This window comes from Pelagicoccus sp. SDUM812003 (assembly GCF_031127815.1).
GTDB lineage: Bacteria > Verrucomicrobiota > Verrucomicrobiia > Opitutales > Opitutaceae > Pelagicoccus.
Window position 1 is genome coordinate 369,992 of sequence record NZ_JARXHY010000002.1, and the last position, 14,414, is coordinate 384,405.

Here is a 14,414-nt window from a genome sequence, read left to right on the forward strand (position 1 = left end):
TGCGACTCACCAAAAGGGTACGGAGACGGGGGCGATGCGTATTCACAAAAAACCGTAGACCCCTAGGGATCCACGGCTTTTTGGAAAATGTTAACTGCGCTCGGTCGGCTTAGGACTCGGAGGAAACCTCTTCGCCCTCTCCCTCCACCTCGGCAGGTTTGGTGAACTTGAGCTGATCGCCGTCGCGAACCACCAACACGTCATCGCCCTCTTCCACCTCGCCGCTGAGCAAGGCTTCCGCCAAGGGATCTTCGAGGAACCGCTCGATGGAGCGGCGAAGCGGCCGTGCGCCGTACTTCTCGTCGTAGCCGTTGTCGATGAGCAGCTCCTTGGAGTCCGCATCAAGGGTCAAGGTGATCTTCTTGTCCACCAGACGCTTCTGCAACTTGGCGATTTCCAGGTCCACGATGCGGACCAGATCCTTGCGGACCAGGCTGTGGAAAACGATCAGGTCGTTGATGCGGTTGAGGAACTCCGGCTTGAAGACCTTCTTGGCCTCTTCCATCACCTTGGCTTTGGTGCCTTCGAAATCGTCCGCCATGCTCGTCGCAGCTCCGAAGCCCATAGTGGTCTGCTTCTGGATCACGCTAGCCCCCACGTTGGTGGTCATGATGATGATGGTGTTTCGGAAATCGATGATGCGTCCCAAACTGTCGGTGAGGTGTCCTTCTTCGAAGATCTGCAGCATGATCTGCACGACGTCCGGGTGGGCCTTTTCGATTTCGTCGAAGAGCACGAGAGAGTACGGCTTGCGACGCACCTGCTCGGAGAGCTGGCCGCCCTCCTCATGGCCGACATAACCTGGAGGCGAACCGATCATGCGAGACACGGAGAACTTCTCCATGTACTCGGACATGTCGACCTGGATGATCGCGTCGCGATCGCCAAACATCTTTTCCGCCAGGGTCCGAGCTAGGAAGGTCTTTCCCACGCCGGTCGGGCCGAGAAACATGAACGAACCAATGGGGCGCTTCGGATCCTTGAGGTCCGCCCGGCTGCGGCGTAGAGCCTTGGCGATGGCCACGCAAGCCTCGTCCTGCCCGATAACCGCATCCTGAAGCTCCTTCTCGAGCTGAAGCAGACGCTCGGTTTCCTTCTTCTCCAGTCGCTGCAGGGGCACGCCTGTCCAATCGGATACCACCTTCAAAATGTCATCCTCGCCAATCGTGATGCGATTCTCCTCACGGCTCTTTTTCCAGTTTTCGAGAATGTCCTCCTGCTTCTTGCGCAGCTGCTTCTCCTCGTCGCGGAACTTGGCCGCTTCTTCGAAATGCTGCTTGCTGATGGCCTCTTCCTTGCTGCTGCAAACCTCTTCGATGTGCTTGCTCAAGGTCTCGATCTCCGGAGGACGGTTGAGCGAGGCGATGCGGGCCCGCGACCCGGCCTCGTCCATCACGTCGATGGCCTTGTCCGGCAGGTGGCGAGAAGTGATGTAGCGATCGGAAAGCTTGGCGGAGGCTTCCAGAGACTCGTCGGTGAAGACGGCCTTGTGATGCTCTTCGTACTTCCCTCGGATGCCCTTCAGGATCAGCACGGTGTCCTCGATGCTGGGCGCTTCGACCTTCACGCTTTGGAAACGACGATCCAAGGCGCTGTCCTTTTCGATGAACTTGCGATACTCGTTGAGCGTGGTCGCTCCGATGCACTGCAGCTCGCCCCGCGAGAGGGCTGGCTTGAAAATGTTCGACGCGTCCATAGCGCCTTCCGCGGCGCCCGCTCCCACGATGGTATGCAGCTCGTCGATGAAAATGATCACGTTTCCAGCCCGCTTGATCTCGTCCATGACCGCCTTGATGCGCTCCTCGAACTGACCGCGGTACTTGGTGCCCGCCACCATCAACGCCAGGTCGAGAGTGATGACCTTCTTGTCAGCGAGAATCTCCGGGACCACGCCACTGGAAATCTCCAGAGCGAGCCCTTCCACGATAGCGGTCTTGCCCACGCCGGCCTCACCGATCAGCACCGGGTTGTTCTTGGTGCGGCGACAAAGGATCTGGATCACGCGGCGAATCTCGTTCTTGCGACCGATCACCGGATCGAGCTCGCCCTTGCGAGCCAGTTCGGTCAGATCGCGGCCAAAGGCCTTGAGGGCCGGGGTCTTAGCTTCCTTCTTGTCTTCAGGGGTCTGGCTACGACCAGGCGAAACCGCTTCTTCGGTTTCTCCGGAAAACTGCGGATCGAGCTCCCTCAGGATCTCGTTTCGGGTGCGTTCGATGTCCACGTCGAGCGACTTCAGCACGCGGGCCGCCACGCCCTCGCCTTCGCGAAGCAAGCCGAGCAGGATATGCTCCGTGCCCACGTAGCTGTGATTGAGGGCCTTGGCCTCCTTGCCCGCCAAGGCCAGCACCTTCTTGACTCGCGGCGTATAGGGGATGCTGCCAGCGGTCTTGCCCTCCGGACCGGAACCGACCTGCTTCTCCACGGCGCTGCGCACGGTCTCCAAGTCCAGCCCCATTTTCTGGAGCACGCTCACCGCCACTCCCTGACCCAATTTGATCAGGCCGAGCAAGATGTGCTCCGTGCCGACGTAGTTGTGGTGAAAACGGTCTGCCTCCTTACGCGCCAAGGCAAGGACCTGCTGGGCGCGCGGAGTGAAATTGTTCATTGGTTCCATATCTCGAGTTAATTGGTTTCCTTCTCAGGATCGGTTTCAGGGGTATCGTCTGGGCTAGTTGTTTGGTGAAGGTTAAAAAGGGGCCGTTCCACGTGTTCGAATTGGCGTCGCATGTATTGAGCTCGGAAAGCATCACGCGCGCCAGAATCGATATCGTTGCCCGCATGGTACTTAACGTGGCCTGGCTGGCACTCGATAAACATGCGGTCGACCACGTTGCGGGTCTTCTCGGGAAACATCTCCAGATCCACGCCGAAGCGCACCAGAGACGCCAGATTCATGCACTCCGAAGAGGTGAGCAGGTGGCTGTTCTGCAGGATGCCGTAGGCTCGGCCGATCTTGTCGAAAAGCTTGTTCGGGTCCTTCTCCAAAATCTTCTCCCGAGCGTTCATCTCCTGATCGATGATGGTGCGCAGCACCGCAGACAGACGCTTGATGATCTCTTCCTCTGACTCGCCCAAGGTGGTTTGGTTCGAAATTTGGAAAATGCTGCCGCTGGCGTCGGACCCCTCGCCAAACAGGCCCCGCACCGCGATGCCCAGCTGGTTGACCGCTCGCACCACCTTCTCCATCTGGCTGGATATGACCAGAGCGGGCAGGTGCATCATGGCCGAAGCCCGCATGCCTGTGCCCAGATTCGTGGGACAGGCCGTCAGGTAGCCGACCTTCTCGGAGAAAGCGAAATCGAGCTGATCCTCCAAGGCGGTGTCCAGACCGTCGATCACCCCCCAAGCCTGCTTGAAGCGGTAGCCGGACTTGATGACCTGGATCCTCAAGTGGTCCTCCTCGTTGATCATCACCGAAATCGACTGGTCCTTGCTGATGACCACCCCCGCTTCCTCGGCGTGACTGGATAGCTCGCGGCTGATCAAATGCCGTTCCACCAGGATCTCCCGCTCCAGATCGGAAAGCGAATGGATCTCCGCGCTGATGCCGCGCTTCATCTGCGGCAGCGACGCCACCGCGGGCAAACATGTCTCGAGCACCTCGCGCTTGCGCGACTCTTTGGCCCACCCCGGAAACGGCACGTCCGCCAGGTTTCTCGCCAGGCGGATGCGGGTCATCAGCACCACCGGGCACTTTTTCGCGCTGGCTTCGATGACCTCTGACTTGCCGCCAAATATACTCTTAATCAGCATAAAGCTACGCCTCCTTGGCCGACTCGGCCATGGCTTTCTTCAATTCGATGATCTCGTCACGCACGCGAGCCGCGTCCTCGTAGCGCTCGCTGTGGATCGCGTCGTTGAGATTGGACTCCAACGCGCTGAGCCGCTCGATGAAGCTCTTTCGCTCCAACGCTCGCTGAGGCACCTTTCCGCGGTGCCTGTCGCCCCGATGCATGTTCACCAAAGCCGGCGTCACCAAGGCGTCGAAGGTGTCGTAGCAAACCGAGCAGCCCACCCGTCCCGTCTTCTTGAAATCGCGCTGCGAGCATCCGCACTCCGGGCAGACCATGGCATCGACTTCCACTCCAGCGGTCGCGTCCGGCTTGACCAGCAGGTCCGCCAGGGAGTAGCCGCTCGGATCAGTGATGCCCTTCTGCTCGGCGCACGCTTCGCAAAGGTCGATCTTGTGAATCTGATTGTTGATAATCTGCGTCAAGTGCACGGTTGCCGGCTTGTCGCAGACATCGCATTTCAGTGGCTTCGCCATTATCGAATAGTTAGGGTTGGTTAAGGTTAACGAGGCAGAACGCTTCGCCTAAGTGAAGGACTCAAGCAATGCATTCGCCATGCCATTGTTTGGCCGAGCGAGCGCCCGGTGTCCACTATAATGAACACCCCTTTGCTCAGGTCTCAAAAGCCCGACGCTGATTTTCACACTATTTTACGATATTGTCCGGCAGAAAGCTGCAGCGACTCCAAACCCGAGATCTCCCAACGAAAGATGGAGCGTGACCTCCGGGGCGCTCTTTGCGCAAGGACCTTGGCTAAGCGCCTGGAGAGAACGCCTCGGGGACGAGTCATTCCACCTAAACGCGCCCACCTTCGCCCTACAGCATGGTGCCGTGACTGATCACTTCGTCGTGAAACGCCGCGTGCAGCTGCTTGGTCACCTTGCCCGGGGCGCCGTCTCCAATAACCCGCGAATCCAGCTTCACCACCGGGATCAACTCCGCCGCGGTGCCGGTGAGGAAACACTCGTCCGCGTTCCAAATCTCGTAGCGGGTCAGATTGCACTCCCGCACCTCGAGACCTTGCTCCCGAGCGATGTCGATCACCGCCTGGCGCGTGATGCCCCGTAAGGCCCCATTCGCCGCGTCGGGCGTGTACATCTTGCCCTTGTGAACGATGAAAAGATTGTCCCCCGTGCACTCCGCAACGTAGCCCTGATCGTTCAGCATGATCGCCTCCAAGGCGCCGGCCTGAGCCGCTTCGATCTTCGCCATGATGTTGTTCAGGTAGTTCAGAGACTTCACGCCCGGATTGAGAGCCGCGGGATTGGTGCGACGCGTCGGCACCGTCACGATGGAAAGGCCCTCGGAGTAGCACTCCTCCGGATAGAGGGCGATCTTGTCGGCGATGATGATCAGAGACGGCTTGGGACAGGAGTTCGGCGACAAGCCCAAGCTCCCCGGTCCACGCGTCACCAGCAGGCGAATGTAGCCGTCGCTCAGGTTGTTCACCCGACAGGACTCGCACACCAGCTCGGACAGCTCCTCGCGGCTCCATGGCATGTCCAGCAGAATAGCCTTGGCGGAGTACTCCAAACGCTCCAGATGCTCGTCCAGACGGTACACGCAGTTCCTGTACAGGCGAATCCCTTCGAATATCCCATCGCCATAAAGCAGGCCATGATCGAAAACCGAAATCTTGGCGTCCTCCTTGTCCACAAACTGCCCGTCCAGATAAATCTTCATATGCGCCGTATAAGTGCGGGGGGCCCTGCGCCTTGCAAATCAAAATTGCGCCAGCGACGCAAAAGCCAAGCTGCCCGTCGGCCACCCGCAACCTTCGGGTAGCGCCCTAGAGTCGTCGCGCCGCCCCTACGGAAATATAAGGGAAAAGACGAGATCCGCCTCCTCCGAACTCTGCTGATGTCCTACGACACGGCTTTGTCACTTGAAGCGGAGCGAATTTGGCAGTTACGTATGAGTTCTTAGTAATCATATTCTTACTAAGGCAACCGAACTCGTAATTCCTTTCACAATGACCACGCTCTCCCACAACAAACGCGGTTTCACTTTGATCGAACTGCTCACCGTGATCGCCATCGTGGCGATCCTCTCCGCGATTCTCGTTCCGACTGTGGGACAGTTCCGTACCCTGGCCAAGAAGACCAGCGATGTGAACGACCTGCGCCGCATCGTGCAAGCCTCACAAATGTTCGCCGCTCAGAACGGGGAGAAGTTTGTCGGACCGCAACAGACACTGGGAGCCGACGGCATTATAGACATCGGATCGGACAACGACATCGTCGATGTCGCTGCGGTGCTTGCGCTCGGTGGCGAGCTGAACGATCCCGGCGTTTGGCAGAGTGAAAACGAAAAGAAGACCCTGCCAGGAGGAGGCCTCTACACATTCATTGCCGACGCGGATGGAGATGGTCTTGGAGCAGGCGAAGGCTACTCAGTGAACACGAATCTCAGCCCAGACGATTTTTCTTTCGATTACGTCACTGGTCTAGCCACCTGGATGCAGTCTACAACTCCGGTCGCATTCAGCCGGATGGCGACTCCAAGTTCTTCGACTTGGGGCGACACCGATGTCTATCAATCCTCTGGCGGCCATATCGCCTTCCTCAACGGCAGCGTCACCTGGTACGAAGACCTAACCGACAAGCTGATCACTCCTACCGGACAGCCCGCAGATTCCATTCAGGAAGCGATCTCCGATATCGCCACCGCGGAAATCCGCTCGAGCCTACCCTAGTCGATAGACGATCCCGTCGTTTTCTCGAAGCCTCAGCCCGACCGCTGGGGCTTTTTCGTGTCCTGAGTTTTTAACCACAGATGACACAGATAGCGCAGATAACCTTCATTTGACTGAGATCTGAGTCATCTGAGAAATCTGTCGGCGAAAAACATAGCTCGCCCCCTCATTTCCGCGTCACCACCGCCTTTTTGCGATTCGGGTAGAGCTCTCGGCAAATCGGGCATACCGTGCCATCGCAGCCGCGCGCCGTGCAGTGTTCGCGTCCATAGAAAATGATTTGCAGGTGCAAGCTATTCCAGCGTTCTCGGGGAAACAAAGCTTTCAGGTCCATTTCCGTCTGCATCACATTTCTGCCGCTCGTCAACCCCCAACGTTGAGCCAAACGATGGATGTGAGTATCAACTGGGAAAGCCGGATGCCCGAAGGCCTGGGCCATCACCACCGAAGCCGTCTTGTGACCCACCCCAGGCAAGGCCTCCAGCTCCTCGAACGTGCGCGGCACTTCGCCCCCATGTTTTTCCACTAGAATACGAGACAATTCGCTAATCGCCTGTGACTTTCGAGGCGACAAGCCGCATGGGCGGGTCACTTCGCGAATTTCCTCCACTGGAATGGTCATCATTTCCTGCGGCGTGCCAGCGAGGGCCCAGAGAGCGGGCGTGGTCTTGTTGACCCGAGCATCCGTGCACTGAGCGGACAGCAGTACCGCGACCAACAAGGTGTAGGCGTCCACATGATCCAGAGGCACCGGAGTTTCAGGATACAACCGATCCAACTCGCCATCCACGTATGCCGCCCTCTCCTTCTTCGTCATCTCCAAGGTAGGAGCGAGCTAGCTCACGATTGACAACCTAAATCCACCTCACCCGCTCTCAGTTTTGACTACAAGGTTGTAGTTAAAACTCGAAGGGTCTCACGGAGGACCCAACGAAATTTGCGAAACTGTCGCATTGATTTGAACGTGCGCCTTCCTACTGTGCCGACCATGCCTACATCCGCCGACCCTTCGCTTTCCGAATCGTCACGACTTTCCAAACTGGACGCCTTTGCGCCGCGCCACCTGGGCACGCATGGCCCCGCGGCGGAAAAGATCGCCCAGCAGCTCGGATACGAGAGCGTGGACGCCCTCGTCGACCGGGCCGTGCCCGCATCCATTCGCATCGATGGACTCGACGGACTGCCCGCGCCATGCGGCGAGCACGAGATGCTCGCTGAGCTCAAGGGCATCGCCGCAAAGAACAAGGTGAACAAGAGCTACATCGGCCTCGGATACTATCCGACCATCACGCCTCCGGTCATCCAGCGGGGCATTCTGGAGAATCCGGGCTGGTACACGCAATACACTCCCTACCAAGCGGAGATTTCCCAAGGCCGCATGGAAGGCCTGCTCAACTTTCAGACCATGGTCTCCGATCTGACCGGTTTGGAAATCGCCAACGCCTCGCTTCTCGACGAAGGCACCGCAGCGGCGGAGGCCATGAGTCTAGCGTTTTCACAGGCTGGCAAAGGAGGAAGAAACCATCGAATCCTAGTATCCAAAAACTGCTTTCCCCAAACCATCGAAGTGCTGCAAGCTCGAGCTGAACCGATGGGCATCGCGGTTGATGTGGTCGATTTTGAGCAGGAACAGAGCTTCGAACAGGTATTCGCCGTCCTACTACAGTATCCTGACGCCAACGGTCTCGCGGAAGACGTTTCGCCTATCGCCGAGAGGGCGAAGGAAAACAAAGCCCTGACGATCGTCGCCACCGATCTTCTAGCTCTGACACTCCTGAAATCTCCAGGCGAGCTCGGAGCGGACGTGGCGATCGGCAGCGCCCAACGCTTCGGCGTGCCCATGGGTTTCGGCGGTCCGCATGCCGCTTTCTTCGCCACTCGGGACGCCTACAAGCGCAAGATCCCAGGTCGCATCATCGGCGTATCCAAAGATCGCGATGGCAATCCAGCCTTGCGCCTCGCCCTGCAAACGCGCGAGCAGCACATTCGTCGCGACAAGGCCACGAGCAACATTTGCACCGCACAAGCCTTGCTGGCCAACATCGCAGCCGCCTACGCGGTCTACCATGGACCAGCAGGACTGAGAGCGATCGCCAATCGCGTGCGGCTTCTCACCAAGGTTGCCCAAAGCGTTCTAGAAAAACATGGCTTCGAAATCGCCCCCGGCGAACGTTTCGATACGCTGGTCGCGAACACGCCACAAGCCGACGCCCTTTGCAAACGCGCCGCCGAGGCCGGCTTCAATCTGCGCCAGGTCAGCTCCACCGCCATCGGCATCGCCTTCGATGAAACCACCTCGGCAGGCGATCTGTCGAAGCTGCTTTCCGCGTTGAGCGATCGCTCCGTCAGCTGCGAGGAGCTCGAAAGCATCGCCGCGGAAGTGGATACGTCGATAGTACCCGCCCTTTCGCGCGAGCTGGACTACCTCAGCCATCCTGTATTCAATTCGTACCATACGGAGACCGAGATGCTGCGCTACCTCAAGCGCCTGGAAAACCGTGATCTGTCGCTGACGACCTCGATGATTCCGCTGGGATCCTGCACCATGAAGCTCAACGCTGCGGCGGAAATGCTGCCGATCACCTGGCCGGAGTTCGCGGACATGCATCCTTTCGCCCCTTCGGATCAAACCGAAGGCTATCAGCAACTCATCAAGCAACTCGAGCATTGGCTGGCGAAAATCACCGGATTCCACGCAACCTCCCTCCAGCCGAACGCCGGCTCCCAAGGCGAATACGCAGGCTTGCTCGCCATTCGAGCCTATCAGCGGAGCCTCGGACATGACCAACGCAACATCTGCCTCATCCCCATTTCCGCTCATGGCACGAATCCCGCCAGCGCCGCAATGGTAGGCATGAAGGTCGTCGTGGTGGCCTGCGACGATCAAGGAAACATCGACCTGTCGGACTTGCGCGCCAAAGCGGAGAAGCATTCCGAAGAGCTTGCCGCCTTGATGATCACCTATCCGTCGACCCACGGCGTATTCGAATCGTCGGTACGGGAAATCTGCGAGCTCGTGCACCAGCACGGCGGCCAAGTCTACATGGACGGGGCCAACATGAACGCTCAGGTGGGACTCACTAGCCCCGGCGAAATCGGAGCCGATGTTTGCCACCTCAATTTGCATAAGACCTTTTGCATACCGCACGGTGGAGGAGGTCCCGGCGTGGGCCCGATCTGCGTCGCGAAGCATCTCGCTGCCTTTCTGCCCGGACATTGCCTGAGCGACACGCTCTCCGGCGAACAACGCATCGGCGCCGTCTCCGCAGCGCCCTACGGCAGCGCCAGCATTCTTCCCATCTCATGGGCTTACATCCGCATGATGGGCGCCCAAGGCCTGACACTCGCCACCAAGACCGCCATCCTCAACGCGAACTACATGGCCCAACGCCTCGAAAGCCATTTCGATATCGTGTACCGCGGCGAGAGCGGACTCGTGGCCCACGAGTTCATCATCGATTTCCGTGACTGGAAACCGAAGTCGGGCATCGAGGTGGAGGACGTCGCCAAGCGGCTCATGGACTACGGCTTCCATGCGCCCACCATGTCCTTCCCCGTACCAGGCACCATGATGATCGAGCCAACCGAAAGCGAATCCATCGCCGAACTGGATCGGCTTTGCGACGCTCTTATTTCGATCAAAGGCGAAATGGAAAACGTGGCCTCCGGCAAATGGCCGCGAGAAGACAATCCGCTAAAAAACGCTCCACACACCAGCCAAGCGGTGACCCGCCACGATTGGGGCTCGCCTTACACTCGCGACGAAGCCGCCTTCCCTGCGTCCTGGTCTCGTGAATACAAGTATTGGCCCGCGGTGGCCCGCGTCGACAACGTCTTCGGAGATCGCAATCTGGTCTGCTCCTGCCTCCCCTTGGAAGCCTATCAGGAAGAGAAATAACGGTCGGATCGGAAGCGACTCGAGCGAGGGACGACCCGCCTGACGACAACCACCCTTTAGTCAGGCTAGTTCAACCCGGCGAAGCTTTGCTTGCTGCGCTTTTTCGCGTACTCAAATACTTGATACAGAGAATAGCCGCGATAGATGACGTTCTCCTTGCTTCCCAAGGGGCTGCGCGCGCCGCGCGCTGCGTCCACGACTCGGTTAGCGATATAGCGCGAGATCGACAAGCGTTGCTGCAGATCCGACCCCTCTCCATCGAACTGTCTAGCCACCGGCCGGACGATTTCCTCAGACAAACTCCAGCGAGCCAGCAGGCTTCCGCCCACCCATGCGTGCTCGGTCCCCAGCAAAGTTTTTTCGAGGTCGGCAAGCTTTCGAGGCGTTTCTGCGGCCAGGCGAGGCGTTTCCTTAGAGCGCGACTGCAGAGCTCGATCAATCGCCAACATGCCCGCTCCGTGCAGCAATCCGATCGCGAAGGCTTCCAATGCCCCCAGCTCGCCTTGATCGTTGAAGAGCTGCATGGCGACGGCGCCAGCGTGAGCCTGCAGAAAGAACTCTTCTCGAGAAAGCCCGTAGACTGGCAATTCGCGAGGAACCAGCTCCCAGTAGCTCCAGCTCAGGGCCATCTCCCCCACACGCGTCAGCCCCATCGTCCGCAAGGCCGAATCCACCGACATGGCGCTCGCATCCCCGTCGTAGTCCTCCGGCACGTTCTTCAGCAATCGGAGCGACAACTCGGGATGACGACACACCCAGTCGGTCGCCTGCGGGAGCGAGCCGAACTCCTTCTGCCCCATATCAAACAGCGACCATGAAGCGCTTCGCGGCGTAGGGAATGAATCGATACACCGAGAGATTTCGCCCTGCCAATTCCTGGCAGGCTCTTGAGCTGAAGATGAGGACCAGGAAGCCATTTCGAGCGCGCGAAAGCCCCGACTCCTGACAATGCGACGATCGGAAGGAAACAGGGCGTCCGCTGCGGCAAGTCTAGCGCAAAACGGCAGGCCAACGGAATAGAGTCCGCCCCCAAAAACGCGTGGCAGAGAACCATAAGGCGTTCCCCGATGCTCCAATGATCGAGGGTGAGCGAGCAGATCGATCGGTCCCTGGCTGGGGCGGTCCATATCAGGCATTGAACAACGCGAAAGTCTGATCAAGGTAGCGGCATGGCATTGATCCAGTTCGATTTCAAATCGGAGCTCCTCGGGCTCGCATGCAGCGCCAATATCGTGGTCAACCAACGCAGCCTGACCCATTTCGGATCCGGTCATCGCAGCCCTGTACTCTACCTTCTGCACGGGCTGTCCCAAGACCATAGCGGCTGGATTCGCCGTAGCTCCATCGAACGCTACGCCGAACGCTACGACGTCACCATCGTCATGCCGGCGGTGCATCGCAGCTTCTACGCAAACACCCGCTCAGGCTATCGGTATTTCGATTTCGTGGCCGACGAGTTGCCGGAGCTGTGTCGGCACTACTTTCCCATTTCCTCGGATCCCCATCAGACTCACGTGGCAGGCCTGTCCATGGGCGGGTACGGAGCCTTCAAGCTCGCCTTGACCTATCCGGGACGCTTCGGGAGCGCCGTCAGCCTGTCCGGACCGCTCGATCTTTCCAAACTCGAGCATCGTCGAGACGAGCTTTTCCCGGAATGGCAATCGGTCTTCGGGCCCGGCGAGGACTATCTCGGCAGCGAAAACGACCTGTTGGCTCTCGCTCGCCGTCTCGCCGGACGCCAGCCCCGCTTGCTGCAGAGCTGCGGAGATCAGGACTACCTGTGCCCGGTCAATCGCAGCTTTCACCACGAAGCGAGCCAGCTGGGGCTGGAAATCGAGTACCAAGAGCCACCCGGCGACCACGATTGGGCCTACTGGGACGCTCAGATCCAAGACGCCCTCGCTTGGATGCAGCTGCCCGAGCTGCCCGATTCGAGCGAAGTTCAACTCAAAGACTCGACGCCTCGCGGGGAAGGCGTTTTTAAGAACCAGCATGAATAAGAGCCTGGCAACCAATCTCATAGCCCTATTGCTGCTGATCGGCGGTCTGCTGCTGCCCGACGGAGCCTTAAAAGCCTTCATCGTCAACGCGGGCACCTTCGCGCTGGCCGGAGCAGTCACCAACTGGCTGGCGGTGCACATGCTCTTCGAGCGCGTTCCCGGACTCTACGGCTCGGGGGTCATCGCGGCCCGATTCGAGCAGTTCAAGGCAGCCATCCACAAACTGGTCATGGAGAGCTTCTTTACGGAGGAAAACTTCATGAAGTTCGCCGACACCGCCCTGCATCAGAGCCTAGACGCGGACGCGATCGAGAAAAACATCGACCTGGACGAGCTGTTCGAAGGCTTCCTACAGGTGGTGGCGAAATCGAAATTCGGCGGCATGCTCTCCATGTTCGGCGGCGTCTCCGCCCTCGAACCGTTGCGCGAGCCTTTCAAGGAGGAGTTTCGGCGGCGCATCGACCAGATCCTGCAATCGCTCGACATCAGCCACTCCCACAGCTCCTTCGAAAAGATGCGCCCGACCATCGAAACCTTGGTGCAAGGAAAGCTCGAGGAGCTCACCGCCCCTCAAGTTAAGCAAATCCTGTCCGACCTCATTCGGGAGCACCTCGGCTGGCTGGTGGTCTGGGGAGGCGTTTTCGGCGCCGCGATCGGACTGCTTTCCACTGCCTTGCAGAGACTTGCTCTCTGAGCCAATCGAAACAATCATCCCCGGACCCACTCAACACGCGCAGCCTCTGCCCATTCTCAAACAACCTCGCCGCATGAACTCACGCCTACTCTCCCTTCTCGCCTCCCTGCTCTGCCTGACCAGCTTCGCCCAGGCTGGCGCCCGCTTCGGCAAGGGCGAAATCAACGCCCAGGCCACCTTCGACATCACCTTCACCGATCGCGCCGTGCCCAGCGCTCTGGGGACCTCCGACACCATCTACACGTTCACCCCGGCCCTCACCTTCACGCAGGAAACTTCGAAGCTCAACGCCAGCGCCCACCTTTCAGCCCCGATATCCCGCTACGAGGACAACGACCAGCTCGATTCCGACTCCCTCAGCTTCGGACTCTCCGGCGACATCCCCTACGGAGCGGGCCCCAAGTGGTCCGGCAGCTGGAATGTATCCTACTTCGATGGAATTCGGGCTAACTACTTCACCAACAGCAACCTGAACATGGAAACGCTTTCGGCGAGCATCTCGTCGAACTACCAGATCGGCCGCAAGCTCGGCCTGCGCTCCGGAGTCAGCTACAGCGATCGCTCCAGCAACGGCATCGCAGGAAGCAGTTTCCTGAACGACAACGAGACCACCGCCGTGTACGCGGGCGTGCATGCCCGAGAACTCCTTGGCCGCATCGGCGCCTACGTCGACTACAGGATCCAAGACCGAAAAACCGATCGTGGCCTGATCAACCAGGGCGTGGACGATCGCGACGATGGCATCAACTTCGGCATCACCGGACAGATCCTGCCCGAGCGCCTGTTTCCGAAACTCGAAGCGGACCTTTCCTTCGGCTACACCTCCACCCAGACCAGCGAATCGGTCAACCGGGACGGCGGAAGCGATCGCCTCACGCTCAACGGCAGCTTGCGCTACCCGGCGAACCAGAAGACCAACGTCGCTTTGCTGTTCAGCCGCGGGCTCGACGTCACCGACGACGACCGCACCGTCGAGAGCAGCCAAGCCACCCTCAGCGTGGACTACACCCCGCGCCAGCGGCTGGCGTTCGTGAGTTCCCTCGGTCTCTCCAGCAACGACTTCGTTTATTCCGAGAACGCTCGAAACGACGACGTGCTCACTTTCCAAGTCGGCGCTCGCTACAGCATCCGGCCCAACTGGACCGCCAGCGCCTTCTACAACCTGCGCGAATCGGACTCCAATGTGGCTATCAGCGACTACAGTTCCTCGCAATTGAGCCTATCCACCACCCTCAGCTACTAAGCGACTTCCCTAAGTACTTGAGCTCCATACTCCCCTAAAGAACGCTCGCAATCGACCGAATTACAAATCGACTAGCTGCGGCGTATGAAATTA

At 59.0% G+C, this 14,414-nt stretch carries 11 protein-coding genes; 5 read left to right on the plus strand and 6 right to left on the minus strand.

Features of this window, described 5'->3' with window-relative positions:
* Positions 1 to 109: 109 nt before the first annotated feature.
* The 4 genes from QEH54_RS03770 to ilvE form a co-directional block, all read right to left on the minus strand.
* Positions 110 to 2,614, minus strand: a complete 2,505-nt coding sequence (locus tag QEH54_RS03770) for an ATP-dependent Clp protease ATP-binding subunit (RefSeq protein ID WP_345785631.1) — start codon at positions 2,612 to 2,614, stop codon at positions 110 to 112.
* An 8-nt stretch (positions 2,615 to 2,622) separates the two neighbouring features.
* Complete coding sequence (locus tag QEH54_RS03775; RefSeq protein WP_309017291.1) at positions 2,623 to 3,753, minus strand: protein arginine kinase; 1,131 nt, start codon at positions 3,751 to 3,753, stop codon at positions 2,623 to 2,625.
* A gap of 4 nt (positions 3,754 to 3,757) precedes the next feature.
* Positions 3,758 to 4,267 (minus strand): UvrB/UvrC motif-containing protein, encoded by a 510-nt coding sequence (locus QEH54_RS03780; RefSeq protein ID WP_309017292.1) that lies wholly within the window; start codon positions 4,265 to 4,267, stop codon positions 3,758 to 3,760.
* A 340-nt stretch (positions 4,268 to 4,607) separates the two neighbouring features.
* Positions 4,608 to 5,474 carry a branched-chain-amino-acid transaminase gene (ilvE, locus tag QEH54_RS03785; protein ID WP_309017293.1) on the minus strand — a complete coding sequence of 289 codons (867 nt, stop codon included), beginning with the start codon at positions 5,472 to 5,474 and terminating at the stop codon, positions 4,608 to 4,610.
* Between the two features lie 289 nt (positions 5,475 to 5,763).
* Here ilvE and QEH54_RS03790 point away from each other — a divergent pair, with 289 nt between their 5' ends.
* A complete protein-coding gene (locus tag QEH54_RS03790; RefSeq protein ID WP_309017294.1) occupies positions 5,764 to 6,486 on the plus strand; it encodes a type II secretion system protein in 723 nt (240 codons plus the stop codon).
* 166 nt (positions 6,487 to 6,652) lie between these two features.
* On the opposite strand, the gene nth is transcribed toward QEH54_RS03790, so the two are convergent.
* Positions 6,653 to 7,303 (minus strand): endonuclease III, encoded by a 651-nt coding sequence (gene nth / locus QEH54_RS03795; protein ID WP_309017419.1) that lies wholly within the window; start codon positions 7,301 to 7,303, stop codon positions 6,653 to 6,655.
* Positions 7,304 to 7,474: 171 nt separating this feature from the next.
* Here nth and gcvP point away from each other — a divergent pair, with 171 nt between their 5' ends.
* Positions 7,475 to 10,384, plus strand: coding sequence for an aminomethyl-transferring glycine dehydrogenase (gene gcvP / locus QEH54_RS03800; RefSeq protein WP_309017295.1), 2,910 nt, complete (start codon positions 7,475 to 7,477; stop codon positions 10,382 to 10,384).
* Between the two features lie 65 nt (positions 10,385 to 10,449).
* On the opposite strand, the gene QEH54_RS03805 is transcribed toward gcvP, so the two are convergent.
* Entirely contained in the window at positions 10,450 to 11,184 is a 735-nt protein-coding gene (locus tag QEH54_RS03805) for an HDOD domain-containing protein (RefSeq protein ID WP_309017296.1), read from the minus strand.
* A gap of 369 nt (positions 11,185 to 11,553) precedes the next feature.
* On the opposite strand from QEH54_RS03805, the gene QEH54_RS03810 reads away from it, so the two are divergent.
* The 3 genes from QEH54_RS03810 (at position 11,554) to QEH54_RS03820 (ending at position 14,321) form a co-directional block, all read left to right on the plus strand.
* On the plus strand, positions 11,554 to 12,384 hold the full coding sequence (locus QEH54_RS03810; protein ID WP_309017297.1) for an alpha/beta hydrolase family protein: 831 nt from the start codon (positions 11,554 to 11,556) through the stop codon (positions 12,382 to 12,384).
* Positions 12,377 to 13,078, plus strand: coding sequence for a hypothetical protein (locus tag QEH54_RS03815; RefSeq protein ID WP_309017298.1), 702 nt, complete (start codon positions 12,377 to 12,379; stop codon positions 13,076 to 13,078). Before QEH54_RS03810 ends, QEH54_RS03815 begins: the two co-directional genes overlap by 8 nt.
* Before the next feature lie 73 nt (positions 13,079 to 13,151).
* Positions 13,152 to 14,321 (plus strand): outer membrane beta-barrel protein, encoded by a 1,170-nt coding sequence (locus QEH54_RS03820; RefSeq protein ID WP_309017299.1) that lies wholly within the window; start codon positions 13,152 to 13,154, stop codon positions 14,319 to 14,321.
* The last annotated feature ends 93 nt before the right edge of the window (positions 14,322 to 14,414 follow it).

Bases quoted from the DNA above. Each gene is read 5' to 3' on its own strand.
- QEH54_RS03770 (WP_345785631.1), bottom strand. From the start codon at position 2,614: ATGGAACCAATGAACAATTTCACTCCGCGCGCCCAGCAGGTCCTTGCC.
- QEH54_RS03775 (WP_309017291.1), bottom strand. From the start codon at position 3,753: ATGCTGATTAAGAGTATATTTGGCGGCAAGTCAGAGGTCATCGAAGCC.
- QEH54_RS03780 (WP_309017292.1), bottom strand. From the start codon at position 4,267: ATGGCGAAGCCACTGAAATGCGATGTCTGCGACAAGCCGGCAACCGTG.
- ilvE (WP_309017293.1), bottom strand. From the start codon at position 5,474: ATGAAGATTTATCTGGACGGGCAGTTTGTGGACAAGGAGGACGCCAAG.
- QEH54_RS03790 (WP_309017294.1), top strand. From the start codon at position 5,764: ATGACCACGCTCTCCCACAACAAACGCGGTTTCACTTTGATCGAACTG.
- nth (WP_309017419.1), bottom strand. From the start codon at position 7,303: ATGACGAAGAAGGAGAGGGCGGCATACGTGGATGGCGAGTTGGATCGG.
- gcvP (WP_309017295.1), top strand. From the start codon at position 7,475: ATGCCTACATCCGCCGACCCTTCGCTTTCCGAATCGTCACGACTTTCC.
- QEH54_RS03805 (WP_309017296.1), bottom strand. From the start codon at position 11,184: ATGGGGCAGAAGGAGTTCGGCTCGCTCCCGCAGGCGACCGACTGGGTG.
- QEH54_RS03810 (WP_309017297.1), top strand. From the start codon at position 11,554: ATGGCATTGATCCAGTTCGATTTCAAATCGGAGCTCCTCGGGCTCGCA.
- QEH54_RS03815 (WP_309017298.1), top strand. From the start codon at position 12,377: ATGAATAAGAGCCTGGCAACCAATCTCATAGCCCTATTGCTGCTGATC.
- QEH54_RS03820 (WP_309017299.1), top strand. From the start codon at position 13,152: ATGAACTCACGCCTACTCTCCCTTCTCGCCTCCCTGCTCTGCCTGACC.